We start from the raw sequence: 23,678 nt of genomic DNA, 5'->3' as shown, positions 1-23,678 counted from the left end.
AGCCGTCCTTCACTGGGAGTCGGTGCCGTAGCGCTTGCGCACACGGGATTTGAGGAGCTTCCCGGAGGCGGTGCGGGGCAGTTCGTCCGCCACCACCACCGACTTCGGGATCTTGTACTTGGCGAGGCGGCCGGCGAGCGAGGCGAGCACCTCGTCGGGGTCGAGTGCGGCGCCCTCGCGGGGTACGACGACCGCGCGGGGCACCTCGCCCCACTTGTCGTCCGGCACGCCGATCACCGCGCATTCGACGATGTCCGGGTGGGCGAGGAGCTGGTCCTCGATCTCGGCGGGGTAGATGTTCTCGCCACCGGAGATGATCATGTCCTTGATGCGGTCGACGATGTAGACGTAGCCGTCCTCGTCGACCTGGGCGGCGTCGCCGCTGCGGAACCAGCCGTCCGCGAAGGACGCGGCCGTCTCCTCGGGCAGCCCCCAGTAGCCGGGCATGACGTGCGGCCCGCGCACCACGACCTCGCCGACCTCGCCGACGTCGACCGGGGCGAGGTCGGGCCGTACGACGCGTACGTCGCTGAAGAAGTGCGGCACGCCCGCCGATCCCGCCTTGGCGACGGCGTGCTCGGCGTCCAGGAACAGCGTGCCGGGGGCGGCCTCGGTCATGCCGTAGCCCTGGAGGAAGGTCAGGCCGCGCCGCTGGTAGGCCGCGATCAGCGGGGTCGGCACCGGGGAGCCGCCGCAGGTCAGGATGCGCAGCGACGACAGGTCGGCGTCCGGCCAGCGCGGATGCCGGGCCACCTGGTCGAACATGGTGGGCACGCCGAACATGAAGGTGATCCGGTGCCGTTCGATCAGGTCGAAGGTGGCGTCCGGGTCGAAGGCCTCGACCAGGACGCAGGTGCCGCCCTTCAGCAGGACCGGGAGGGTCAGCATGTTCAGGCCCGCGGTGTGGAACAGCGGGGCGGAGACCAGGGCGCGTTCGTCGGCGACCAGGTCGTGGTCGATGAGGACGTTGATCGCGTTCCAGGTGAGGTTGCCGTGGGTGAGCATCGCGCCCTTGGGACGGCCGGTCGTGCCCGAGGTGTACATGATGATGCAGGTGTCGTCCGGGGCGACCGGCGTGTCGATGGGCTCCCGGGAGACGGTGGCCAGCGCCTCCTCGTACTCGGCGCCCACTTCGACATACGTACGGACGTCCGTGCTGCCGGGGAGACCCGCGACGAGACCGGCGTGCGACGGGCCGTAGACGAGGGCCTTGGCGCCGGAGTCGGCGAGCTGGTAGGCGATCTCGGGGCCGGCCAGGCGGGTGTTGAGGGGGACGAAGACCGCGCCGAGCGTGCCGGCCGCGAACAGGGTCTCCAGGTAGGAGGGGTGGTTCGGGCCGAGGTAGGCGATGCGGTCGCCGCGGCGCACGCCCCTGTCGCGCAGGGCGTGGGCGAGGCGGGTGGTGCGGTCGTACAGGCCGGCGTAGGTGCGGGTGGTGTCGCCGTGGATCAGGGCGGTGCGGTGCGGGGTCTTGCGGGCCCGGCGTGCGGGCCACGACCCCAGTCCCTCGTTGCGCATGTCACGCCCCTTACGGTTTCGTCAGCCCGAGCAGACGGGCGGCGTTCTCCTTGAGGATCTTCGGCTTGACCTCTTCCTTGATCGTCAGCTTGTCGAAGTCGGCGAGCCAGCGGTCGGGGGTGAGGACGGGGAAGTCGGAGCCGAAGAGCACCTTGTCCTTCAGCAGCGTGTTCGCGTACTGCACGAGCTGCGGCGGGAAGTACTTCGGCGACCAGCCGGACAGGTCGATGTGCACGCCCGGCTTGTGCGTGGCGACGGCCAGGGCCTCGTCCTGCCAGGGGAACGACGGGTGCGCCAGGATGATCTTCAGGTGCGGGAAGTCGGCGGCGACGTCGTCCACGTGCAGCGGGTTGGAGTACTTGAGCCTGATCCCGCCCCCGCCGGGCACGCCGGCTCCGATGCCGGTCTGGCCGGTGTGGAACAGGGCGATCGTGCCGGTCTCCTCGATGACCTCGTACAGGTCGTAGGCCACCGACCGGTCGTTGGGGAAGAAGCCCTGGATGCTGGGGTGGAACTTGAAGCCCTTCACCCCGTACTCCTCGACCAGGCGCCGGGCCTGCTTGACCCCCGCCTTCCCGCGGAAGGGGTCGATGGAGGCGAAGGGGATGAGGACGTCGGCGTTGGCGGCGGCGGCCTCGGCGACCTCCTCGTTGGGGACGGGCGCCGTGCCGGTGGCGGACTCGGCGTCGACCGTGAAGATCACGGCGGCCATCTTCCGCTCGCGGTAGTAGGCGGCGGTCTCCTCCAGGGTCGGCTTCCGCTTGCCCTCGACCTTGAAGTAGGCGGAGGAGGCGTCGTGCAGGTCGTCGTCCAGGGAGGAGTGGCCCTTGGAGGACACCTCCGCGTGCGTGTGGACGTCGATGGCGACGAGGTCGTTCAGGTCCATCACGCCTCCGGGAACTTCGGCGCCGGGATGCCGACCGACTGGGGTTCGGCACCGACCGAGGTGGGCCAGGCGTCCGCGAGGGTGCCGGGGGTCCACCCGCCGTCGGCGTAGGCCGCCCTGATCTCCTGCGGATGCGACCAGAGTGCCACCTTGTCGCCGCCGATGCCGATGCACTGGCCGGTCACGCCGCGGGCGGCCTCGGAGGCCAGGAACGGCACCAGGGCGGCGCAGTCCTCGGGGGTGCCGAAGCCCTCGCCCTTGCGCAGGAAGTCCGGCAGCGGCTCGCCGTTCCTCATGGCGTCGATGTACGGGGCGAACGCCGGGATCGTCTCGGTCATCGCGGTCGCGGCGACCGGCACGATCGCGTTGACGGTGATGTTCGCGCGGCCCAGCTCCATGGACCAGGTGCGGGCCATCGCCGCGATGCCGGCCTTGGCGGCGGCGTAGTTCGTCTGGCCGAAGTTGCCGCGCTGCCCGGCCGGGGAGCCGACCAGGATCAGCGAGCCGCCCTCGCCCTGCTCGCGCATCCGGACGGCGGCGGCGCGGGCGCAGGTGAAGGTGCCCTTGAGATGGGTGGTGATCACCGCGTCGAAGTCCTCGTCGGTCATCTTCCACAGCACCTTGTCGCGGAGGATGCCGGCGTTGGTGACGAGGACGTCCAGCCGGCCGAACTCCTCGACCGCGCGGGCGACCAGCCGGTCCGCCGCCTCGGCCGTACCGACCGGGACCACCTCCGCCACGGCCTTGCCGCCCGCCTCGGTGATGGACTTCACGGCCGCCTCGGCCACCGCCTCGTCGACGTCGTTGACGACCACGGAGGCGCCGTGGGCGGCCAGGGCGTGGGCGTAGGCGAGGCCGAGGCCCCGGCCGCTTCCGGTGACGACGGCGGCCTTGCCGGTGAGATCGATGGTGGGCACGGGTGAGTCCCTTCGCATGGGTGCACTACGAGTCGCATGGGGTGGGGCTACAAGTCGCACGGGTGCGGCTACGAGATCGAAGCTAAGAGCAATAATTGTTGACGTCAATAGTTGTTGATGACCCACGGGTGCGAGATGCTGGAATCCTCAGGAACCACCGAGCACAGGGAGCCCGTCATCGCACGCCAGAACGTCACCCCGAAGCCCATCGACGCGCACGAGCCGTGGATGCGCGGGCTGCACGCCGACACGGGCTACCTCCTGTACCGCCTGGGCCTGCGCTCGGGGCAGCTCTTCAACGCCTGCCTCCAGGAGTCGGGCCTGCGTCTGCGCCACTACGCCGTGCTGCGCTTCCTCGCCACCTCCGAGGGCGCCCTCCAGCGCGAGCTGAGCACCCGGCTCGGCTACGACCCGAGCGCGATCGTCGGCCTGGTCGACGACCTGGAGAAGCAGGGCTTCGCCGAGCGCCGCCCCTCCCCCGACGACCGCCGCAGCCGGATCGTCGCGCTGACCGAGAAGGGCCGCGCGTTCCTGCGCGACACCGACGAGGCCGGCCAGCGGGTGACGAACGAGCTCCTGGGCCCGCTGGACCCGGCCGAGCGGGACGCGCTGCACGGGCTGCTGCTGCGGATCGCCGGGGACGGACTGAACTGATGTTGTGCAAATGATTGACGGCCGCACGGGAGATGCATAACTTCATCGGCCAACCGAGACCCGTCCCCAGGGAGCTCCCGTGCAGCCATCCCCTTCTGCCGCTCAACCCGCCCCCGATTCGCGGCAGTTGCGCCGCGTGGCCGTCTCCGGCCTGCTCGGCACGGCCGTCGAGTTCTACGACTTCCTCGTCTACGGCACGGTCGCCGCGCTCGTCTTCGGTGAGCTGTTCTTCCCCCGGGCCGACCCGGCGGTCGGCACCATCGCGGCGTTCGGCACCTTCGCCGCGGGCTATCTCGCCCGCCCGCTCGGCGGCATCGTCTTCGGCCACTTCGGCGACCGGATCGGCCGCAAGTCGATGATGCTGCTGACCATGGTCCTGATGGGCTCGGGCAGCTTCCTCATCGGCCTGCTGCCGACGTACGACGCGATCGGCGTCTGGGCCCCGATCCTGCTGGTCGCCCTGCGCGTGGTGCAGGGCATCGCGATCGGCGGCGAGTGGGGCGGCGCGATGCTCATGGTCGTCGAGCACGCCGAGCGGACGCAGGGTTCCCGGCGCGGCCTGTGGTCCAGCTTCACGCAGCTCGGCGCCCCGCTCGGTTCCGTGCTGTCGGCCGGTGTGGTCACGCTCGTCGCCGGTCTGCCCGACGACGAGTTCCGCTCCTGGGGCTGGCGGGTGCCGTTCCTGCTGAGCATCGTGCTGCTGGCCGTCGGGCTGTTCGTGCGCCTGAAGGTCGCCGAGAGCCCGCTGTTCGCCCAGGTCAAGCGGGAGCCGGTGGACAAGCCGCCGATCGTGGAGGTGCTGCGCCGCCCGAAGCCCGTGCTGCTGGCCGCGTGCGTCGGCATCGGCGCGTTCACCGCCCAGTCGCTGCTGACGAGCTTCATGATCTCCTACGCCGTCGACGAGGGGTACACCCGCCCGCAGGTGCTGACCGCGGTGACCGTCGCCTCCTGTGTGGCCCTGGTCGTCCTGCCCGCCGCGTCCGCGCTGTCGGACCGGGTCGGCCGCCGGCCCGTCGTGCTCGCCGGGGCGGTCGCCTCCGCCGCGCTCGCCTTCCCCGTGCTGGCGCTGGTCGACTCCGGCTCGCCCGGGCTGCTGATCCTCGCCCTCGCCCTCGGTCACGGTGTCGCCCAGTCCACGATGTACGGGCCGCTCGGCGCCCTGCTCACCGAGATGTTCGGCACCCGCGTCCGCTACACCGGCGCCTCCCTCGGCTACCAGGCGGCCACCCTGATCGGCGCCGGCTTCTCCCCGCTCATCGCCGGCAGCCTCCTCGCCTCGTACGGGGGCGGGAGCACGCCCGTCTCTCTGCTGCTGTGCGTGGGCGCGGCGATCACCGCCGTCACCGTGTGGCGACTGCGCGAGACGCACACCGACGCCCTGGACTCCCCCACCGTCGCCACCCCCACCCTGGAAGGGACCCCGCGTTGAGGATCCGCCTCGCTGTGCTGACCGCCTGTCTGTCCGTGGCGACCGCACTGCCGGCGCAGGCCGCCGGCGCCACCGACACCCACCTGGAGGGCGAGCTTTCTTCCGGCGCCGCGTACGTGATGGACGTCCCCGCGTCCTGGAACGGGACGGTGCTGCTGTACAGCCACGGCTACGCCCCGGCCGGATCCCCCAAGCGGGCCGAGAACACGCCGAGTGCGGCCGCCCGGGACAAGCTGCTGGCCGACGGTTACGCCCTGATCGGCTCCTCGTACGCGACGAACGGCTGGGCCGTCACCGAGGCGGTGCCCGACCAGCTCGCCACGCTGGACCTGTTCACCGAGAAGTTCGGGGCGGCCCGGCGGACCCTCGCGTGGGGCACCTCGTACGGCGGTTTCGTCACCACGATGCTCGCCGAGCGCCACGCCGGCCGGTTCGACGGTTCGCTCTCGATGTGCGGGCTGGTGCAGGGCGGCGTCGCCAACTGGAACAGCACCTTGGACCCGGTGTTCGCACTGCGCACGCTCCTCGCGCCGGACTCCGGGATCCGGCTCACGGGCTTCGCCGGCCAGACGGAGGCGGTCGCCGCGGGGAAGGCGCTCACCTCGAAGGTCGACGCCGCCCAGCGGACCCCCGAGAGCCGGGCCCGGATCGCCCTCGCCGCCGCCCTGCACGACATCCCCGGCTACAACGACGCCTCGCAGCCCGAGCCGGGCCCCACGGACTGGGAAACCCAGCAGGCCAACCAGTACACCGCCGTCCGGGGCCTGCTCCAGATGCCCGCGTTCAGCTGGCGGCAGGAGGCCGAGAGCCGGGCGGGCGGCAACCCTTCGTGGAACACCGGAGTCGACTACACGGCCATGCTCGGCCGCTCCCCGCTGTACAAAGAAGTGAAGGAGCTCTACAAGGAGGCGGGACTGTCCTTGCGTACCGACCTCTCGGCCCTGGGCCGGGCACCCCGGATCTCCGCCGATCCGCCGGCCGTGCGGTGGATGCGGAACACCAGCGTGCTCTCCGGCCGGCTGGCCGACCCGCAGCTGAACATCCACACGACCGGTGACGCGCTGATACCCGTGCAGGCGGAGAGCGCCCACCGCAGGGCGGCCGGCGCGGCCGGCTCCGGTCCGCTGTTCCGCCAGGCCTACGTCGACGCCCCCGGCCACTGCACGTTCACCCCCGGCGAGACCCTGGCCGCCCTGCACACCCTGGAACACCGCCTGGACACGGGCCGCTGGGACACCTCGCCCGCCGCCCTCAACTCCCGGGCGACAGCGGCGGATCCGACGGCGGAACCCCGCTACGTCCCGTACCGCCCGGCCGCCTACCCCCGCCCCTACGACCTCGCCCACCCGGGAGACACCCGGCCATGACCGCTCTGCCCCGAGTCCTCGACTCCGCTCGCACCGGGGGCGCCCCCACCGCGACCGACCGGCTGCTGTCCGTCCTCGCGGCCTTCGACCACGAGCACCCGGCGCTGTGCCTGACGGACATCAGCCGGCGGGCCGGGCTGAGCCTGACCACCGCGCACCGGCTGGTGGGCGCGCTCACCGAGTGGGGCGCCCTGGAACGGGACGAGTCCGGCGTCTACCACGTCGGTCTCCGGCTGTGGGAGATCGCCGCACTGGCGCCGCGCGGCCTCGCCCTGCGGCAGATCGCGCTGCCGTACCTGGAGGACCTGTACGAGGCGACGCACGAGAACGTGCAGCTGGCGGTGCGGGACGGCTCGGACGTCGTCTACATCGAGTGGCTGTCCGGGCGTTCGGCGGTCGGCGTGCACATCCGCGTCGGCGCACGCTGGCCGCTGCACGCCACCGGGGTCGGGCTCGCCCTGCTGGCCCACGGCGATCCGGAGTTCCAGGAGGAGTACTGCACGGGCACACTCGCGTCCTTCACGCCGTACACGATCACGGATCCGGCGCGGCTGCGGCGGGAGCTCGCCGGAGTGCGCCGGACCGGCGTGGCGGTGAGCGACCGCCAGGTCACGGAGGACGCCCTGTCGGTGGCCGCGCCGGTACGCACGGCGGACGGCTCGGTGACCGCCGCCGTGTCCGTCGTGGTGCCGCAGGCCGACGCCCAGGTGCCGGTGCTGGTCCCGGCGGTACGCGTGGCGGCGCGCGGGATCTCCCGGGCGCTGGGGTGGCGGCCGGAGCGGGTCTGAGCTACCGGCGGGTTCAGCAGCCCGGTCGGCCCGCGCCCGGAGGCCCGGGCCGGGTCAGCCTTCAGGTCCGAGCGACACCGGCACCCAGACGGGCGGCGGCACGCACGAGCAGCGCCGCGTCGCGGCCGGACACCAACAGGACCTGCCGGCCGACCATTCCTTGGATACCGCACCGTTACCGAACATGACTGCCGAGATCGCGAGAGGGCCCAGGACAGCGGCTCTCGCACCGACCCCAGGAGGCGTCCGCCTAGGCCACGCAGAACTCGTTGCCCTCCGGGTCCCGCAGCACGACGCCGTAGTAGTCCATCTCCGGCTCGTCCATGACGCGCAGCACCGTCGCACCGCCCGCGGTCAGCCGGTCCACCTTCGCCCTGACTCTCCGGGTGCGCTCCGGCAGGGGAACGCCTCTGCCGCCGCCGACCTTCAGGTCCAGATGCACCCGGTTCTTGACGGTCTTGCCCTCAGGCACCCGCTGGAACCAGATGCGGGGCCCCTGCCCGTCGGGGTCGACGATCGACTCGGGGGTCTCCCCCACTCCCTCGGTCAGTTCCTCCTCGGGCACCCCCAGGTCCGCCCAGTAGGCCCGCCAGGTGGGGTGCCCGCCCGGGGCCGGTTCGGGCACGTATCCGAGGGCCTCGGTCCAGAAGGTCACGAGTTTCGCCGGGTCGGCGCAGTCGATGGTCAGCTGCAAGGTGACGTCCATGCCGTGAGCATCGCAGGAGGGTCTGACAACGGGCCCTGGGACAACCGTCGCGCCCCGCCGGAAGTCGAACCCGGCAGAGCTCCGCAACGCCTGAGACGGGGGAATCGGCGATGGTGCGGTCGGGAAAGCCTCAGCGGTCGGGAAGGCCCCAGCGGTGGGCAAGGTGGCTGGCCCGCCACACCGGGTGGCAGCACGCACTGCGGCTGCTTCTCCTGCTCGTCCTCGCAGGACTGACGGGCCTCGTCCTCGCCTGGGCCGGGCTTCCCGAGTGGACCTTGGCGGTGGGCATCGTCCTGCTTCTGATCGTCGACGACGTACTGCACTGGTACGTCAAGAAGTGGGGCACCGACCCGAAGGCGCGGCCGGCCGGGGACGACGACAGCCCTTGACGACCGGTGTCTCCGCGAGGCCCCAACATCGCGGCTGACAACGCCCGTTCAGGACCTGCACTCATCAACCGCCCCGTACTTTTCTCGGTTTCACCTCTTGACGACCCGGGTGGCGTGGAGCACATTGACGACACTTTGAGAGCGCTCTCAACCTCCCCGCACCCTTACCCGTACCCGAGAGGCATCCCCACATGAGTGACACCTCCGGCAGACCCCGCACACTGCGCCCCTTGCGGCGGGCGCTCGTCGCCGTCATCAGCGCACTCGGCCTCGCCGCGGTCGCCGCCACCGCCGCGACCGGCTCCGCGAGCGCCTCCGCGCCGCCGCCCCCGTCGGGCTGGAACCAGGTCTTCCTCGACGACTTCAACGGCCCGGCCGGCAGCGGCGTCAACACGGCCCACTGGCAGTACGCGACCGGCAAGGGCTACCCGGGCGGCCCCGCCAACTGGGGCACCGGCGAGATCGAGACGATGACGAGCAGCCCCGACAACGTCTCGCTCGACGGCAACGGCAACCTCCGCATCACCCCCCGCCGTGACGGCGCCGGCAACTGGACCTCCGGCCGCATCGAGACCAACCGCGCCGACTTCCAGCCCCCGGCCGGCGGCAAGCTCCGCGTGGAGTCGCGCATCCAGGTGCCGAACGTCACCGGGGCCGCGGCCAAGGGGTACTGGCCCGCGTTCTGGATGCTCGGCGCCCCCTACCGCGGCAACTACTGGAACTGGCCGGCTGTCGGCGAGCTGGACATCATGGAGAACACCCAGGGCCAGAACACGGTGTTCGCGACGATGCACTGCGGCACCTCGCCGGGCGGCCCCTGCAACGAGACGAGCGGCATCGGCAGTTCGACGACCTGCCAGGGCACGACCTGCCAGGCCGGCTTCCACACCTACCGGATGGAGTGGGACCGCTCGACGAGCGTCGAGGAGATCCGCTTCTACCTCGACGGCGTCAACTTCCACACGGTGCGCGCCAACCAGGTCGACGCGACGACCTGGCGCAACGCCACGGACCACGGCTTCTTCATCATCCTGAACGTCGCGATGGGCGGCGGCTTCCCGGACGCGTTCGGCGGCGGCCCGGACGCGGGGACGCAGCCCGGCCACCCGATGGTCGTCGACTACGTCCAGGTGCTGTCGTCCGGGGGCGGCACCACGCCTCCGCCGACCGGCAACCGGGATGCCTACTCCACCATCCAGGCCGAGTCCTACGACGGCCAGTCCGGCGTGGTGACGGAGACGACGTCGGACTCCGGCGGCGGCCAGAACGTCGGCTCGCTGGCCAACGGGGACTGGCTGCACTTCAAGGGCGTCAACTTCGGCTCCACCGCGGCCCGGCAGTTCAGCGCCCGGGTCGCGAGCGGCGCGGCGGGCGGCGTCAGCGGACTGGTCGAGGTGCGGCTGGACAGCCGGAGCAACGCGCCCATCGGGAGTTTCGCGGTGGGTGGCACCGGCGGCTGGCAGGCGTGGCGGACCGTTCCGGCGAACATCGCCTCCGTGACGGGCACGCACGACGTGTATCTGACCTTCACCAGTGGACAGCCGGCGGACTTCGTGAACGTCAACTGGTTCGCCTTCGGGCACTGACGGTCCCCGGCAAGGGGCTCCACGCGCGCGTGGGGCCCCTTTTCGCTGCCCCGGCCTCGGTCGCCTCAGCCTCCGCCGCCTCAGCGCAGTTCCGCCCGGAACGCCGCCGGCGTCTGGTCCGTGTGCTGGTGGAAGAACTTGGAGAAGTTCGCGGCGTCCGGGAATCCGACGGCCGCGCCGACCCGGCCGATCGGCAGGTCGGTGTGGGCCAGGAGCCGTTTGGCCTCCAAGACCACGCGCTTGTCGATGAAGGCCTTCGGTGTGTCGCCGGTCGCGGCGCGGACCGCGCGGACCAGGGTGCGGCGGGAGTAGCCGAGCGCGTCGGCGTAGGCGCTGACGCTGTGGTTGGTGGCGAAGTCCTTCTCCACGGCGTCCCGGAAGAGGGTGAAGGTGGAGTCGGACGTCTGCCGTACCGACTCCGCCGTACTGGCGGCGAGATGGGCGAGCCGCAGCAGGAAGGCCGTCAGCGAGTGGCGCAGGACGGCGGTGTGCAGGCTCAGCGGCAGCGTGTCCGTGTCCTCGTACTCGCGGCGGAGCTGGCCGAGCGCATCGCGCAGACCGGCGAGTTGGGCCGCGTCGGGGCGCAGCAGCGGCGGCAGGTCGTAGCGGTACAGGCCGGTGGCCTCGACGGTCGCGCGGGGCAGGAAGCCGGGCTGCATGGTCAGCACCGTTCCGCGGTACTCGCTCGTGCGGGAGAAGCGGTGGACCTGCCCCGGGCGGATCCACAGCAGGTCCCCGGCCGTGGCCTCGTACTCGGTGAAGTCGACCATGTGCCGGACCGGGCCCTCGCCGAACAGCAGCACGACGTGGAAGTCGATGCGGTGCACGCGCTCCAGGGGCGCGTCGGCGTGCCAGGTGCGGCCGGTGCCCATCGGGCCGACCTGCATGCCGACGCCGCCGACACTCAGCTCGACCGGGAAGGGGAACGTTCTGATCCCGTCGCCGCCTTGGATGCTTCTGTCTGCCATATCCGCCATGTCCGCCTCGTACCGCCCCGTTCGCGCGCCGCGCTGCCCGCGGGTGTCCCACTTTCACCACAGGCTGGCACACGGCGACCTTCCCTCGAAAAAGTCAGACTTTTAGTTTTGAACACGTCAGACCAGCCACTTCGTTCCTATCGAGGACTTCTTGAAGATGAGCACGCAGACAGCGGACCGCTTCGAATGGACCGAACTCGACCGGCGTGCCGTCGACACCGCCCGTCTGCTGGCGGCCGACGCCGTCCAGCGGGTCGGAAACGGCCATCCCGGCACCGCGATGAGCCTGGCGCCGGCCGCCTACACGATCTTTCAGAAGGTGATGCGGCACGACCCGGCCGATCCGGAGTGGACCGGCCGTGACCGCTTCGTCCTCTCCCCCGGCCACACCTCGCTGACCCTCTACACGCAGCTGTACCTCGCGGGTTACGAGCTGGAGCTGGACGACCTGAAGGCGTTCCGCACGCACGGCTCGAAGACGCCCGGCCACCCCGAGTACGGGCACACCGCCGGCGTGGAGACCACCACCGGCCCGCTCGGCCAGGGCGTCGCGAACGCGGTCGGCATGGCGATGGCGGCCCGCTACGAGCGCGGCCTGTTCGACCCGGAGGCGCCTGAGGGCGAGTCACCCTTCGACCACACCGTCTGGGCGATCGTCTCCGACGGCGACCTTCAGGAGGGCGTCTCCGCCGAGGCCTCCTCGCTGGCCGGCCACCAGAAGCTCGGCAACCTGGTCTTCCTCTACGACGACAACCACATCTCCATCGAGGGCGACACCGCGACCGCGTTCTCCGAGGACGTGCTGAAGCGGTACGAGGCGTACGGCTGGCACGTGCAGCGGATCGAGGCGCGCGAGGACGGCGACGTCGACGTGCACGCGCTGTACGGGGCGCTGAAGGAGGCTCAGGCCGAGACCGGGCGTCCCTCGATCATCGCGATGCGCACCATCATCGCCTGGCCCGCCCCGAACGCGCGGAACACCGAGGCCTCGCACGGCTCGGCGCTCGGCGAGGACGAGGTCGCCGCCACCAAGCGCCTCCTCGGCTTCGACCCGGAGAAGAGCTTCGAGGTCGCCGACGAGGTGCTGGCGCACACCCGCGGGGCCCTGGACCGGGGCGCCGAGGCGCACGCCGCCTGGGACAAGCGGATCGCCGCCTGGCGCGGTGAGAACCCGGAGCGCGCCGCGACCTTCGACCGGGTCAGCAAGGGCGAGCTGCCCGCGCGCTGGGAGGACGCCCTGCCGGTGTTCGAGCCGGGCAAGGCGGTCGCCACCCGTGCCGCGTCCGGCAAGGTGCTCCAGGCCCTCGGCACGGTCGTCCCCGAGCTGTGGGGCGGCTCGGCCGACCTGGCCGGTTCGAACAACACGACGATCGACAAGACGTCGTCCTTCCTGCCCGAGGGCAACCCGCTGCCGGAGGCCGACCCGTACGGCCGGACGATCCACTTCGGCATCCGCGAGTTCTCCATGGCTGCGGAGATGAACGGCATCGCGCTGCACGGCAACACGCGCATCTACGGCGGCACCTTCCTGGTGTTCTCCGACTACATGCGCAACGCCGTCCGGATGTCGGCCCTGATGCAGCTGCCGGTGACGTACGTGTGGACGCACGACTCCATCGGCCTGGGTGAGGACGGCCCGACCCACCAGCCGGTCGAACACCTGGCCGCGCTGCGGGCCATCCCCGGCCTGAACGTCGTACGCCCGGCCGACGCGAACGAGACCGCGCTCGCCTGGGCCGAGATCCTCCGGCGGCACACCACCGACCCGGCCCCGCACGGTCTCGCGCTCACCCGCCAGGGCGTGCCCACGTACGAGCCGGACCCGGACGTGGTGCGCGGCGGTTACGTGAGGGCCGAGGCGGAAGGCGGTGAGCCGCAGGTGATCCTGATCGCCACCGGTTCCGAGGTGCACGTGGCCGTCGAGGCCCGTGAGCAGCTCCAGGCGGTGGGCGTGCCCACTCGGGTGGTGTCCATGCCGTCCGTGGAGTGGTTCGAGGAGCAGCCCCGCGCGTACCGCGACAGCGTCCTGCCGCCGTCGGTGAAGGCCCGGGTCGCGGTCGAGGCCGGTATCGGCCTGACCTGGCACCGGTTCGTGGGGGACGCGGGACGCATCGTCTCCCTGGAGCACTTCGGCGCCTCCGCCGACGCGAAGACCCTTTTCGCCGAGTACGGCTTCACCCCCGAGAACGTCGTCGCGGTCGCCCGCGAGTCCCTGACCGCGGCTCGTGGCTGATCCGACCGCCCGAAAGAAGATGATCACTGTGACCGAAGCGACCGCGAGCGCGGGAGCACTCAAGCGCCTGTCCGACGAGGGCGTGTCGATCTGGCTGGACGACCTGTCCCGCCGGCGGATCGAGTCCGGCAGCCTGGCCGGGCTCGTGGCGACGGGGGGTGTCGTCGGTGTCACCACCAACCCGTCCATCTTCCAGGCCGCCATCGGCTCCGGCGAGGGCTACGAGGAGCAGCTCGCCGACCTGGCGGTGCGGGGCGTCACCGTCGACGAGGCCGTCCGGATGATGACGACGGCCGACGTCCGGGCCGCCGCCGACGTCCTGCGGCCGGTGTACGACGCCACCGGCGGCCGGGACGGCCGGGTCTCCATCGAGGTGGACCCGCGGCTGGCCCACGACACGGCGGCGACCGTCGCCGAGGCCCGGCAGCTGGCCTGGCTGGTGGACCGCCCCAACGTGATGATCAAGATCCCGGCGACCAAGGCAGGTCTGCCGGCGATCACCGAGGTGATCGGCGCGGGCATCAGCGTGAACGTGACGCTGATCTTCTCGCTGGAGCGCTACCGCGAGGTGATGGACGCCTACATCGCCGGCCTGGAGCAGGCGCAGGCGGCCGGTCTCGACCTGTCGGCCATCCACTCGGTCGCGTCCTTCTTCGTCTCCCGTGTCGACTCCGAGATCGACAAGCGGCTGACGCTGCTGGGCACGGACGAGGCCCTCGCCCTGAAGGGCAGGGCGGCCCTGGCCAACGCGCGGCTGGCCTACGAGGCGTACGAACAGGTATTCGCCGGGCCGCGCTGGCAGGCCCTGGGCGGTGCCCGTGCGAACCGGCAGCGCCCCCTTTGGGCCTCCACCGGTGTGAAGGACCCCGCTTACAAGGACACCCTGTACGTGGACGAACTGGTCGCCCCCGGCACGGTCAACACCATGCCGGAGGCCACGCTGAACGCCGTCGCCGACCACGGTGACGTCCAGGGCGACACCGTCACCGGCGGTTACGCCCAGGCGCGCGCCGACCTGGCGGCCGTCGAGCGGCTCGGCATTTCCTACGACGAGGTGGTGCGGCAACTGGAGGACGAAGGCGTCGCCAAGTTCGAGGTGGCCTGGCAGGACCTGCTGGACGCGGTCACCAAGTCCTTGAACAGCAAGGGAGTTGACGCGGAATGACTGAGGGCATCCCCCAGACGGCCGAGCAGGAGACCATCGGGACCAAGGAGGACAAGGAGGCCCGGGCGGCGCAGGAGGCCGCCGGGGTCGAGCAGACCGGGGTGAGCGGCCGGGCCGCACCGCGCCCGCAGTACGCCGGCACCGACTTCGACAATCCCCTGCGCGACCCGCGCGACCGCCGTCTGCCCAGGATCGCGGGCCCGTCCGGGCTCGTCATCTTCGGTGTGACCGGTGACCTGTCCCGCAAGAAGCTGATGCCGGCGGTGTACGACCTGGCCAACCGCGGCCTGCTGCCGCCGGGCTTCTCGCTGGTGGGTTTCGCCCGCCGGGACTGGGAGGACCAGGACTTCGCGCAGGTGGTGCACGACGCGGTCCGGGAGCACGCGCGGACCCCGTTCCGCGAGGAGGTCTGGCAGCAGCTCGCCGAGGGCATGCGGTTCATCCCGGGCGACTTCGACGACGACACGGCGTTCAAGCAGCTGCGCTCCGCCGTGGAGGAGCTGGACGCCTCCCGGGGCACCAGCGGCAACTACGCCTTCTACCTCTCGGTGCCGCCGAAGTTCTTCCCCAAGGTCGTCCAGCAGCTGAAGAAGCACAAGCTGGCCGACGCCCAGGAGGGCTCCTGGCGCCGCGCGGTCATCGAGAAGCCGTTCGGCCACGACCTCGACAGCGCCTGCGAGCTGAACGCGATCGTGCACGACGTGTTCGACCCGGAGCAGGTCTTCCGCATCGACCACTACCTGGGCAAGGAGACCGTCCAGAACATCCTGGCGCTGCGCTTCGCCAACCAGATGTTCGAGCCGATCTGGAACCGGTCGTACGTCGACCACGTGCAGATCACCATGGCCGAGGACATCGGCATCGGCGGCCGCGCAGGGTACTACGACGGCATCGGCGCCGCCCGTGACGTCATCCAGAACCACCTCCTGCAGCTGATGGCGCTCACCGCGATGGAGGAACCCGCCGCCTTCGACGCGGCGTCGCTGCTCACCGAGAAGCTGAAGGTGCTGCGGGCCGTGCGACTGCCGGAGGACCTGGGCAATCACACCGTGCGCGGGCAGTACGCGGCGGCCTGGCAGGGCGGCACGAAGGTCCGCGGCTATCTGGAGGAGGAGGGCATCGACCAGGCCTCCTCGACCGACACCTACGCCGCGATCAAGCTCCAGGTGGACAACCGCCGCTGGGCGGGCGTGCCGTTCTACCTGCGCACCGGCAAGCGGCTGGGCCGCCGGGTGACGGAGATCGCGGTGGTGTTCCAGCGGGCCCCGCACTCCCCCTTCGACTCCACCGCCACCGAGGAGCTGGGCTCCAACGCGATCGTCATCCGCGTCCAGCCGGACGAGGGCATGACGGTGCGGTTCGGCTCCAAGGTGCCGGGTACGTCGATGGAGATCCGGGACGTGACGATGGACTTCGCCTACGGCGAGTCGTTCACCGAATCGAGCCCCGAGGCGTACGAACGGCTGATCCTGGACGTCCTCCTGGGCGACGCCAACCTGTTCCCCCGTCACCAGGAAGTGGAAGAGTCCTGGAAGATCCTCGACCCGATCGAGCAGTACTGGGCCACGCACGGCCGGCCCGCGCAGTACGTCTCGGGCAGTTGGGGACCCGCGGAAGCCGACGAGATGCTCGCACGAGACGGACGGAGCTGGCGCAGGCCATGAAGATCGACCTGACCGACACCACGGCAAGCAAGATCAACAAGGCGCTGGTGCAGGGCCGCCGCGCCATCGGCACGCCCGCCGTGGGCATGGTCCTGACGATGGTGATCGTCACGGACGAGGAGAACGCCTACGACGCGATCAAGGCGGCCGAGGAGGCCTCGCACGAGCACCCCTCGCGCACCCTGGTCGTCATCAAGCGGCACGCCCGCACCCCGCGCGACCGCACCCAGTCCCGGCTGGACGCCGAGGTCCGGGTCGGCGCCGACGCGGGCACCGGCGAGACGGTGGTGCTGCGGACCTACGGCGAGGTGTCCGAGCACGCCGACTCGGTGGTGCTGCCGCTGCTGCTGCCGGACGCGCCGGTGGTGGTGTGGTGGCCGATGGAGGCGCCGGAGGTGCCCTCGAAGGACCCGCTCGGGGCGCTGGCCCAGCGGCGCATCACCGACCTGTACGCGGTGGAGAACCCCCTGGAGATGCTGGAGACCCGGGTCCGCTCCTACGCGCCCGGTGACACCGACCTCGCCTGGACCCGGCTGACGCCCTGGCGTTCGATGCTGGCGGCGGCGCTGGACCAGGCCCGGGCGAAGGTGATCTCGGCGGCCGTGGAGGCCGAGGCCGAGAACCCGGCCGCCGAGCTGCTGGCCCGCTGGCTGGAGGCGCGGCTGCACGTCCGGGTCGACCGGGTGGTCACCGCCGGGCCGGTCGTGACGGCGGTCCGCCTGGGCACGGAGAACGGCGAGATCGTCATCGACCGCCCCGAGGGACCGCTGGCCACGCTGACCCTGCCCGGCCAGCCCTCCCGCACCCTCGCCCTGAAGGTCCGTGCCACCTCCGAGCTCATCGCCGAGGAGCTGCGGCGCCTCGACGCGGACGAGATGTACGCCATCGCCCTGAACGGCGAGGCAACCGAGGAGACCCCTGCTCATGTCTGACTCCCCCTCCGGCTCCCCCAAGCTCACCCGGCGGCCCGAGTGGACCGCCCTGGAGGACCACCGCAAGGACGCCCTGCCGCAGCCGGACCTGCGTGAGCTGTTCGCGGCGGACCCGGGGCGCGCCGAGCGCTACGTCGTGCATGTGGGCGACCTGCGCATCGACTACTCCAAGCACCTGGTCACCGACGAGACGCTGGCCCTGCTCCAGGAGCTGGCCGCCGCCACCGACGTGTTCGGGCTGCGGGACGCCATGTTCCGCGGCGAGAAGATCAACGTCACCGAGAACCGGGCCGTGCTGCACACCGCGCTGCGCGCCCCGCGGGACGCGGTGATCGAGGTCGACGGCGAGAACGTCGTCCCGGGTGTGCACGCCGTGCTCGACAAGATGGCCGCCTTCGCGGACCGGGTGCGCTCGGGTGAGTGGACCGGTCACACCGGCAAGCGGATCCGCAACGTCGTCAACATCGGCATCGGCGGCTCGGACCTGGGCCCGGCGATGGCCTACGAGGCGCTGCGGCCGTTCACGGCCCGGGAGCTGACGTTCCGCTTCGTGTCGAACGTGGACGGCGCCGACCTCCACGAGGCCACCCGCGACCTGGACCCGGCGGAGACGCTGTTCATCGTCGCGTCCAAGACCTTCACCACGATCGAGACCATCACGAACGCGACCTCGGCGCGCTCCTGGCTGCTCGAAGGGCTCGGCGGTGACGAGAAGGCGGTCGCCAAGCACTTCGTGGCGCTGTCCACGAACGCCGAGAAGGTCGCCGACTTCGGCATCGACGTCGACAACATGTTCGAGTTCTGGGACTGGGTCGGCGGCCGCTACTCGTACGACTCCGCGATCGGCCTGTCCCTGATGATCGCGATCGGCCCGGACCGCTTCCGGGAGATGCTCGACGGCTTCCGCATCGTCGACGAGCACTTCCGCAACGCCCCCGCCGAGGCCAACGCCCCGCTCATCATGGGCCTGCTGGGCATCTGGTACGGCAACTTCCACGGCGCCCAGTCGCACGCGGTCCTGCCGTACAGCCACTACCTGTCGAAGTTCACCGCTTACCTCCAGCAGCTCGACATGGAGTCCAACGGCAAGTCGGTGGACCGCGACGGCCGTCCCGTGCAGTGGCAGACGGGGCCGGTGGTGTGGGGTACGCCCGGTACCAACGGGCAGCACGCCTACTACCAGTTGATTCATCAGGGCACGAAGCTCATCCCGGCCGACCTGATCGGCTTCGCACAGCCCGTCGCCGAGCTGGGCGACGAACTGAAGGCACAGCACGATCTGCTCATGGCCAATCTGTTCGCGCAGGGGCAGGCGCTCGCCTTCGGCAAGACCGCCGAGGAGGTGCGGGCCGAGGGCGTGCCCGAGGAGCAGGTGCCGCACCGCACGTTCCAGGGCAACCGCCCCACCACAACGATCCTGGCCACCGAACTGACCCCGTCGGTCCTCGGCCAGCTGGTCGCCCTCTACGAGCACAAGGTGTTCGTGCAGGGCGCGGTCTGGAACATCGACTCCTTCGACCAGTGGGGCGTCGAGCTCGGCAAGGTGCTCGCCAAGCGCGTCGAGCCCGCCCTGACCGAGGGCGCAGAGGTCCCCGGTCTCGATCCGTCCACGGCCGCGCTGGTGGCCGCCTACCGCAATCTTCGGGAAGTGAACTGACATGCAGATCGGTCTTGTGGGTCTCGGCAAGATGGGCGGCAACATGCGCGAGCGCCTGCGCAACGCCGGCCACACCGTCATCGGCTACGACACCAACCCGGACAAGTCCGACGTCGCCAGCCTGGCCGACCTCGTCAACGAGCTGGAGGCGCCGCGCACGGTCTGGGTCATGGTCCCGGCCGGCGACCCCACCCAGCACGTCATCGACCGTCTGGCGGACCTGCTCAAGCCGTACGACACGGTGGTCGACGGCGGCAACTCCCGCTGGACGGACGACGAGAAGCACGCCGAGGAGCTGAGCAAGCGCGGCATCGGCTTCGTCGACGCGGGCGTCTCCGGCGGCGTGTGGGGCCTGAAGAACGGCTACGCCCTGATGGTCGGCGGCGAGAAGGAGTACGTCGACCGGCTCCGGCCGATCTTCGAGGCGCTCAAGCCGGAGGGCCCGTACGGCTTCGTCCACGCGGGCAGCGTGGGCGCCGGGCACTTCGCGAAGATGGTCCACAACGGCATCGAGTACGCGATGATGCAGGCCTACGCCGAGGGCTGGGAGCTGCTGGAGGCCGTGGACTCGGTGGACAACGTCCGCGAGGTGTTCCGCTCCTGGCAGGACGGCACCGTCATCCGCTCCTGGCTGCTGGACCTCGCGGTCAACGCCCTCGACGAGGACGAGCACCTGGAGGGTCTGCGGGGCTACGCCCAGGACTCCGGCGAGGGACGCTGGACCGTGGAGGCCGCGATCGACAACTCCGTGCCGCTGCCCGCGATCACCGCCTCCCTCTTCTCCCGGTTCGCCTCCCGGCAGGACGACTCGCCGCAGATGAAGATGATCGCGGCGCTGCGCAACCAGTTCGGCGGCCACGCCGTCGAGTCCGCGAAGAAGGCGTAGGACGTGGGAGATCTGCTGCTGGTCCGCCACGGCGAGACGGAGTGGAGCCGGAGCGGACAGCACACCAGCTTCACCGACCTGCCCCTCACCCCGAACGGCGAGGAGCAGGCCAAGTCGCTGGCTCCGCTCCTGGCGGGCCGTTCCTTCGCACTGGTCCTCACCAGCCCGCTCGGCCGCGCGGTGCGCACCGCCGAACTCGCGGGCGTGACGGGGACCGTGCGGGACGCGGACCTGCACGAGTGGTACTACGGCGCCTACGAGGGCGTCACCTCCGAGGAGATACACCGCACCCGCCCGGACTGGGACTTGTGGACCGACGGCGGCCCGCCCGGCCCCGACGGCAAACCGGGCGAGTCCCCCGAGGAGGTCGGCGAGCGCGCCGACCGGGTGCTGTCCCGGGTGGCCGGCGCGCTGCCCGAGGGCGATGTGCTCCTGGTGGCGCACGGCCACTTCCTCCGCGTCCTGACCGCCCGCCGGCTGGGCCTGCCGCCGTCGGAGGGCCGGCTGTTCCGGCTGGAGACGGGCACGGTCTGCCGGCTCTCGACCGAGCACGGGCGGCCCGTGATCGCGGAGTGGAACACCAGGGCGTGAACACCACCGCGTAACCGGCCCCGGCCGGAGGTGAGTTGACAGCCTCCGGCCGGGCCCGTCAGAGTCCCCGCTGATGGAGATCGAGGACATGACACCCGCCGAGGAGCGGGTGTGGCGCGCCTTTCCGCGCGGGCAGGACGTGGACTTCCGCGAGCCGGCGGACGAGGACACGGTGCGGGGCGCGGACTGGGGACCCGAACGGACCGTACGGGCGGCCGTGTTGCGGGCCCTGCTGCTGAGCGCCCCGCAGGAGGACGGGGAGACGGCCGCCCTCCGGCTGGCGGGCGCGCGGATCACGGGCGTGCTGGACCTCAAGTACGGAGAGGTCGACCACGCCGTGCGCCTCAGCGGCTGCCACTTCGAGGACGTCCCCGTCCTGTACGGGGCGCGGCTGCGTCAGCTGAACCTGCGCGAATCCGCCCTGCCCGGGCTGGACGCCGCCACCCTCCGCGTGGACGGTGTGCTGCGCCTGTCGGACTGCCTGTTCGAGGGGCCCGTCCGGCTCGGCGGGGCGCAGATCTCCGGGGCGCTCTTCATGGACAGGGCCGAGATCGACGAACGGCCCACCGATCAGCCCGCGCTCCAGCTCAACCACGTGACCATCGGCGACGGCCTGTCGGCGCAGGACCTGCGCACCCGCGGCGAGGTACGCCTGACGGGCGCCTCGGTCGCCGGGACGATCGACCTCAACCGGGCACGGCTGGAGGCCGGCACCGGTCAGGCCGCCCTCGACGCGGAGACGCTCACGGTGGAGGGCGACGTCCTGCTGCGCGACATGGACGTCCTCGGCTGGATCGGCCTGCGCGGCGCCCGGATCGCGGGCCGCCTCGACCTCTCCCACGCCCGGCTGGCGAACCCCGGTGACACGGCACTGCGCGCCAGCAGCTGCGCCGTCGGGGAACTCTGGCTGCGCAGGAGCCCGCCCATGGCAGGCGCCCTCAACCTGCGCCGCGCCCAGCTGGACGTCCTGTTCCTCGAACCGGACGTGGTCCCCGGGGAGGTCCTGCTCAACAGCCTCGTCTACACCTCCCTCACCCCGCACGAACCCGCCGAGCGGCGCCTGGCGATGCTGGAGCGGGACCGTGAGGGCTATGTCCCGCACGCCTACGAGCAGTTGACCGCGGCCTACCGCCGGATCGGCGACGACGACGCCGCCCGCGTCGTCCAGCTCGCCAAGCAGCGTCGCCGCCGCGCCACCCTGCCGTGGTACGGCCGGCTGTGGGGCTACGTCCAGGACGCGGCCGTCGGCTACGGCTTCCGGCCCCTGCGCGCCGCCGGCTGGCTGGTGTCGCTGCTGGCGATCGGCTCCCTGACCTACGCGCTGCACCACCCCCAGCCGCTGAAGGCGGACGAGGCCCCGCAGTTCAACCCGGTCTTCTACACGCTCGACCTGCTGCTGCCGGTGATCTCCTTCGGGCAGGAGGGCGCGTTCGCCCCCACCGGCGGCTACCAGTGGCTCTCCTACACCCTGGTGCTCACGGGCTGGATCCTGGCCACGACGGTCGTCACCGGCATCACTCGGTCGGTCAGCCGCCAGTGAGTGCCCGTGCCGTGTGCTGTGCCGCCAGCCGGACGGGGGCGTTCGGGGCGCCGTAGCCCCGGTAGCCCTCGTCGCGCTGGACCAGTTCGAAGAAGACCCGGCCGACGGTGCGGGTGTAGCAGTGGCGGAAGACGCCGTGGGCGTCGCGGTCGTAGAGGATGCCGAGGTCGCGGTAGGTCTCCAGCTCGCCGTCGGCGAACTCGAAGCGGGCGGCGAGATCGTCGTAGTAGTTCGCCGGGACGGGCAGCAGAGCGCCGCCGGCGTCCCGGAAGCGGCGGGCCGAGGCGACCACGTCGTCGGTGGCCAGGGCGATGTGCTGCGCGTGGACGGTGTCGTCCGTGGGCGCGGGGCCGACGGTGAGGGCGATCCGGACGCTGCCGTCGGCGTTGGTGACGGCACGGCTGCGGAGCAGGCCGTAGGGGTCGGCGACGTCCACGCTCTCCTGGGCTTGGAGGCCGAGCACACCGTGGTGGAAGAGGGCCGCCTCGTCGAAGTGGTGCCAGGGCTGGGTGAGGGCGAGATGGTCGATGCCGCGGACGGTCGTGGGCGCGGGTGCCGAATCCGTGTCCTCGAAGTCGGCCCGCCAGTCGGGCAGGTCCGGACGGCCGGTGGCGCAGAAGAAGAGCTCCGTGCCGTCGGGGGCGGCGACCGCGTCGAGCGGGGCGTCCTCGGGTGCCAGGCGGCGCGGCAGGACAGGCGCCAGCAGCGCCTCGGCACGCCGGGCCGCCTCGGCGGGGTCCGGTGACTCCAGCCCGATGGCGGCGAGCTGGGTGCCGTCGCGGCGGACCATCGGCCCGGTGTTGACGAGGATCCGGGCGTCCCCCTGCTCCCACAGGGCGACGGGCTTGCCGCGGTGGCGGGCGGTGCGCGCGAAGCCGAGGGCGCCGAGCAGGGCGGTGAGGGGTTCGGCGTCGGGCGTGACCAGCTCGGCGAAGGCGATGCCGGTGGGGACGACGGGCTCGGGCAGGGCGGCCCGGCCCACCGTCTCCTGGAGGACCAGCAGGGAACGCCGGGCGTCGACGGCGGTGGGACCGGCCTCGGCCTGCCGGAAGACGTCGTTGAAGACCTCCAGGGAGAGCGGGCCGTCGTAGCCGGTGCGCAGGACGTGGCGCACCAGGCCGGCGACGTCGAAGCCGCCCTGGCCGGGGAAGCAGCGGTAGTGGCGGCTCCACTGGAGGACGTCCATGGCGAGCAGCGGGGCGTCGGCGAGCTGGAGGAAGAAGATCTTCTCGCCGGGGATGTCCTCGATGCCCTTGGGGTCCGAGCCGCGCGAGAGGATGTGGAAGCTGTCCAGGCAGGTGCCGAGGGCGGGATGCCCGGTCGACTCGACGATGCGCCAGGCGTGGTCGTACGTGCTGACGTGCCGGCCCCAGGCCAGGGCTTCGTAGGCCACCCGGATGCCGGACTCCTGGGCCAGGCCGGCGAGCCGGCTCAGCTGTTCGGCGGCGAGGGCGTCGTCGTCCACCGCCCGCGGGGAGACGCTGGAGCAGACGAGGACGGTGTCGGCGCCGAGCCTGCGCATCAGCTCGAACTTGTGCCGGGCCCGCCGCAGGTTCCGGGCGAACTCGTCCTCGGGGACGGCCTCGATGTCCCGCATCGGCTGGTACAGGTCGATGGAGAGGCCGAGGTCGGCGCAGCGGGCGCGGATCTCCTCGGGGGTGAGGGGGCTGGCCAGCAGGTCGTTCTCGAAGATCTCCACTCCGTCAAAGCCGGCCCGGGCGGCGGCCGTGAGCTTCTCGGTGAGGGATCCGCTGAGGGAGACGGTGGCGATGGACGTACGCACGTGGGTACCT

General features: G+C 71.5%; 20 protein-coding genes. 14 read left to right on the top strand and 6 right to left on the bottom strand.

Going from position 1 to position 23,678, the window contains the following annotated elements; all coding sequences use genetic code 11:
- Positions 1-9: 9 nt before the first annotated feature.
- The 3 genes from ACZ3I3_RS17775 to ACZ3I3_RS17765 are packed head-to-tail and all read right to left on the bottom strand — an operon-like array spanning position 10 to position 3,321.
- Entirely contained in the window at positions 10-1,518 is a 1,509-nt protein-coding gene (locus ACZ3I3_RS17775; protein WP_467366057.1) for an acyl-CoA synthetase, read from the bottom strand.
- A gap of 10 nt (positions 1,519-1,528) precedes the next feature.
- Entirely contained in the window at positions 1,529-2,404 is an 876-nt protein-coding gene (locus ACZ3I3_RS17770) for an amidohydrolase family protein (RefSeq protein WP_279541120.1), read from the bottom strand.
- On the bottom strand, positions 2,404-3,321 hold the full coding sequence (locus tag ACZ3I3_RS17765; protein WP_467366055.1) for an SDR family NAD(P)-dependent oxidoreductase: 918 nt from the start codon (positions 3,319-3,321) through the stop codon (positions 2,404-2,406). Before ACZ3I3_RS17765 ends, ACZ3I3_RS17770 begins: the two co-directional genes overlap by 1 nt.
- 228 nt (positions 3,322-3,549) lie before the next feature.
- Between ACZ3I3_RS17765 and ACZ3I3_RS17760 the strand changes: the two genes are divergently transcribed.
- The 4 genes from ACZ3I3_RS17760 (at position 3,550) to ACZ3I3_RS17745 (ending at position 7,559) form a co-directional block, all read left to right on the top strand.
- Entirely contained in the window at positions 3,550-3,975 is a 426-nt protein-coding gene (locus ACZ3I3_RS17760) for a MarR family winged helix-turn-helix transcriptional regulator (RefSeq protein WP_467366430.1), read from the top strand.
- 79 nt (positions 3,976-4,054) lie between these two features.
- A complete protein-coding gene (locus tag ACZ3I3_RS17755) occupies positions 4,055-5,404 on the top strand; it encodes an MFS transporter (protein ID WP_467366053.1) in 1,350 nt (449 codons plus the stop codon).
- On the top strand, positions 5,401-6,771 hold the full coding sequence (locus tag ACZ3I3_RS17750; RefSeq protein ID WP_467366052.1) for an alpha/beta hydrolase family protein: 1,371 nt from the start codon (positions 5,401-5,403) through the stop codon (positions 6,769-6,771). The genes ACZ3I3_RS17755 and ACZ3I3_RS17750 overlap by 4 nt, the downstream gene beginning before the upstream one ends.
- Entirely contained in the window at positions 6,768-7,559 is a 792-nt protein-coding gene (locus tag ACZ3I3_RS17745) for an IclR family transcriptional regulator (protein ID WP_467366050.1), read from the top strand. Before ACZ3I3_RS17750 ends, ACZ3I3_RS17745 begins: the two co-directional genes overlap by 4 nt.
- 250 nt (positions 7,560-7,809) lie before the next feature.
- On the opposite strand, the gene ACZ3I3_RS17740 is transcribed toward ACZ3I3_RS17745, so the two are convergent.
- A complete protein-coding gene (locus tag ACZ3I3_RS17740) occupies positions 7,810-8,265 on the bottom strand; it encodes a VOC family protein (RefSeq protein ID WP_467366048.1) in 456 nt (151 codons plus the stop codon).
- A gap of 110 nt (positions 8,266-8,375) precedes the next feature.
- Here ACZ3I3_RS17740 and ACZ3I3_RS17735 point away from each other — a divergent pair, with 110 nt between their 5' ends.
- On the top strand, positions 8,376-8,654 hold the full coding sequence (locus ACZ3I3_RS17735; protein ID WP_467366047.1) for a hypothetical protein: 279 nt from the start codon (positions 8,376-8,378) through the stop codon (positions 8,652-8,654).
- 191 nt (positions 8,655-8,845) lie between these two features.
- Complete coding sequence (locus ACZ3I3_RS17730) at positions 8,846-10,240, top strand: glycoside hydrolase family 16 protein (protein ID WP_467366045.1); 1,395 nt, start codon at positions 8,846-8,848, stop codon at positions 10,238-10,240.
- An 80-nt stretch (positions 10,241-10,320) separates the two neighbouring features.
- Here the strand turns inward: ACZ3I3_RS17730 and ACZ3I3_RS17725 are convergent, their stop codons facing one another.
- Entirely contained in the window at positions 10,321-11,208 is an 888-nt protein-coding gene (locus ACZ3I3_RS17725; RefSeq protein ID WP_467366043.1) for a helix-turn-helix domain-containing protein, read from the bottom strand.
- 166 nt (positions 11,209-11,374) lie between these two features.
- Between ACZ3I3_RS17725 and tkt the strand changes: the two genes are divergently transcribed.
- The 8 genes from tkt to ACZ3I3_RS17685 all read left to right on the top strand — a co-directional run bounded on the left by tkt (position 11,375) and on the right by ACZ3I3_RS17685 (position 21,885).
- Positions 11,375-13,450: a transketolase gene (gene tkt, locus ACZ3I3_RS17720; protein WP_467366041.1), complete on the top strand. Its 2,076-nt coding sequence runs from the start codon at positions 11,375-11,377 to the stop codon at positions 13,448-13,450.
- 19 nt (positions 13,451-13,469) lie between these two features.
- Positions 13,470-14,615 (top strand): transaldolase, encoded by a 1,146-nt coding sequence (gene tal, locus ACZ3I3_RS17715; RefSeq protein ID WP_467366039.1) that lies wholly within the window; start codon positions 13,470-13,472, stop codon positions 14,613-14,615.
- Positions 14,612-16,279: a glucose-6-phosphate dehydrogenase gene (gene zwf / locus ACZ3I3_RS17710; RefSeq protein ID WP_467366037.1), complete on the top strand. Its 1,668-nt coding sequence runs from the start codon at positions 14,612-14,614 to the stop codon at positions 16,277-16,279. The genes tal and zwf overlap by 4 nt, the downstream gene beginning before the upstream one ends.
- Positions 16,276-17,211, top strand: coding sequence for a glucose-6-phosphate dehydrogenase assembly protein OpcA (opcA, locus tag ACZ3I3_RS17705; RefSeq protein ID WP_354744699.1), 936 nt, complete (start codon positions 16,276-16,278; stop codon positions 17,209-17,211). The genes zwf and opcA overlap by 4 nt, the downstream gene beginning before the upstream one ends.
- Entirely contained in the window at positions 17,204-18,868 is a 1,665-nt protein-coding gene (pgi, locus tag ACZ3I3_RS17700; RefSeq protein ID WP_467366035.1) for a glucose-6-phosphate isomerase, read from the top strand. The genes opcA and pgi overlap by 8 nt, the downstream gene beginning before the upstream one ends.
- 1 nt (position 18,869) lies before the next feature.
- Complete coding sequence (gnd, locus tag ACZ3I3_RS17695; RefSeq protein ID WP_436730279.1) at positions 18,870-19,754, top strand: phosphogluconate dehydrogenase (NAD(+)-dependent, decarboxylating); 885 nt, start codon at positions 18,870-18,872, stop codon at positions 19,752-19,754.
- 3 nt (positions 19,755-19,757) lie between these two features.
- Entirely contained in the window at positions 19,758-20,345 is a 588-nt protein-coding gene (locus tag ACZ3I3_RS17690) for a histidine phosphatase family protein (RefSeq protein ID WP_467366033.1), read from the top strand.
- Between the two features lie 73 nt (positions 20,346-20,418).
- Positions 20,419-21,885, top strand: coding sequence for a membrane-associated oxidoreductase (locus tag ACZ3I3_RS17685; RefSeq protein ID WP_467366031.1), 1,467 nt, complete (start codon positions 20,419-20,421; stop codon positions 21,883-21,885).
- Here ACZ3I3_RS17685 and ACZ3I3_RS17680 read toward each other — a convergent pair.
- On the bottom strand, positions 21,872-23,668 hold the full coding sequence (locus tag ACZ3I3_RS17680) for a bifunctional sugar phosphate isomerase/epimerase/4-hydroxyphenylpyruvate dioxygenase family protein (protein WP_467366029.1): 1,797 nt from the start codon (positions 23,666-23,668) through the stop codon (positions 21,872-21,874). The two genes, ACZ3I3_RS17685 and ACZ3I3_RS17680, sit on opposite strands and share 14 nt — an antisense overlap.
- Between the last annotated feature and the right edge of the window lie 10 nt (positions 23,669-23,678).

It is taken from the genome of Streptomyces sp. NPDC016851 (genome assembly GCF_055562795.1).
This window is presented reverse-complemented; position numbering and strand designations above follow the sequence as displayed.